We start from the raw sequence: 1,912 nt of genomic DNA, 5'->3' as shown, positions 1-1,912 counted from the left end.
CGCTGTAGATCCCCACACCTCCCTGACTCGGCAGAAAGGCTTCAAGGTGGACGACTTTTACGCCGCCCGCAGCAGGACTATCCCGCCGCTACCGTGGTCGAATATTGCTCCGCCGTTCTCAGCGGTCGGCATCGGCCCGCGTGTAGTAGTTGTCGGCAGCAAAGTAGTTGGCCGCGCCGCCCGCGGTGCGGACGTTGGCTACCGACAGCATCGACCGTCTCCCGTAGCGGTGGCAATCGGTGACATGCTCACATCTCCATGTCGCCGAGGTCGGGCCCCGTCATCGGCGGCGGTTCCTGCTCGCGCAGCCCATCCTCGAGCATCAGCTTGCGCGCTGCTGCATCGCTGGAGCCGGTGCTTTTAGAATTGTCCGGCCTACCCTCTTGCGGCGGCTTCGCTTCCGACGTTCCAGCCCGAGCAGTGCCCTTGGGAGTAGCTGACTGATCCTGCGTCGCGGCGGCCTCGCCGGTCGGGAGGAGCGGGCGGGCGGAGGGTCCTGCCTTTCTAGGCGTTGCTTCAGTTCGGGTGTTCGAACTCTCTCGCTTGGCGTTGCCCGCCTTCTCTTTCCCCGATCGAGCGGCCCGTTCCTGCTCCTTCGGCGTCTTGCCGGGCCTGCTTTCAACGGGCTGCCGCAAATCCTTTACGTGCGCGTCAGGCTTCTGTTTCGGCTCGGATTGCTGCCTCTGGTCGAGGGCCAGTTCTCCCTGCTTGGGCACGACCGGCTTGCCCGCCCCATCGTCGTTAGACGAGGGATGCTCATTGCCCGTTGATGCTGTCGACTGCCGCGCCTGCTGTGCCGGCGGCTGAGGCTCGGCAACCGGAGCTTTTGGGCCATCCTTCACCCGGGCAATGAAGGTCTCCGCTCGCTTGGGCCGGTTGACCGGGGTGAGCCTGACGGGTGCGGCGGGGAAACCATCGGGGAACTTGATGTACCCGGACAGCCGCGGCAGGTTCATCAACTGGTCGGGCAGCAGCAGCGGCTCGATGTGCTTGCGCGGGGTGAGGCTCACCGCATCACGGGCATTGTTGTAGCCGTAGGTGTAGCCCTCCTCCATGTCGCGCACCTGGCGATGGCCAATGAAGTCGGAGCACCAGGTAGCCGTTTCCCGGTCGGCGGTGCCGAGGATCAGTTTCGTCCGGGCCAGCGATGACAGGGTCATCGCCATGTTCTCGCCGTAGACTTCCTTGAGTTTGGCGTAGGCGTGGATGCCAAGGACAATAGCGCCGCCGAAATTGCGCGCTGTCTGCAGTCCTTTCTCGAGGGCTGGCAGGCGATGCAATGCCCCCAATTCATCGACGAAGAACCAGCACTTGAGATCGCGGGTGCGTGGGCCAGTCATAAGCGTATTCATCGCTGTATCGAGCCAGAGCGTGAGCAGCTGCGCGCAGACGCTCATGTCGACGTAGCGGGCAGATATGAACAGGATTGAGCCCTGGTCCTGAACTCCAGCTGCGCCCTCTTCGATCCACTTTCGGACCGAGAAGCGAGGCCCGGTAGCCGGCAACAACTTGAGCGCCTTGGCATTGACGTTGAACACGGCGCGGATCGATTCCGCCATGCGGGCGGCTTCCGGTGCGGTCAGTGGATCGGCTATGGTGCCACGCATCATGGCATGAACGCGCGACAGGTCCGCGGTCATTAGCTCGCGGGCAAGTGCTTCGTTGCTCGCCCTGCCATCGGCCAGGAGTTTGAGGCAGAATTCGACGAACAGGGCACGGGCGGCGATCACCCAGAACTGCGCCTCGCCGCCCCCGTCATGGGGTACCAGGGCATCCGCAGCTGCCCAGAATGAGAACGGCGGAGCAATATTCGACCACGGTAGCGGCGGGATAGTCCTGCTGCGGGCGGCGTAAAAGTCGTCCACCTTGAAGCCTTTCTGCCGAGTCAGGGAGGTGTGGGGATCTACAGCGT

Annotated in this window: 1 protein-coding gene; it reads right to left on the bottom strand. The window is 63.6% G+C overall.

Annotated elements, in window-relative coordinates:
* Positions 1 to 248 precede the first annotated feature (248 nt).
* A partial coding sequence (locus Q4610_RS21650; protein WP_304537838.1) for a type IV secretion system DNA-binding domain-containing protein occupies positions 249 to 1,912 on the bottom strand: 1,664 nt, incomplete at its 5' end.

This window comes from Sphingobium cyanobacteriorum, from assembly GCF_030580935.1.
Lineage (GTDB): Bacteria > Pseudomonadota > Alphaproteobacteria > Sphingomonadales > Sphingomonadaceae > Sphingobium > Sphingobium cyanobacteriorum.
The sequence above is the reverse complement of the archived record's forward strand: the minus strand, read 5'-3'. Positions and strand labels throughout refer to the sequence as shown.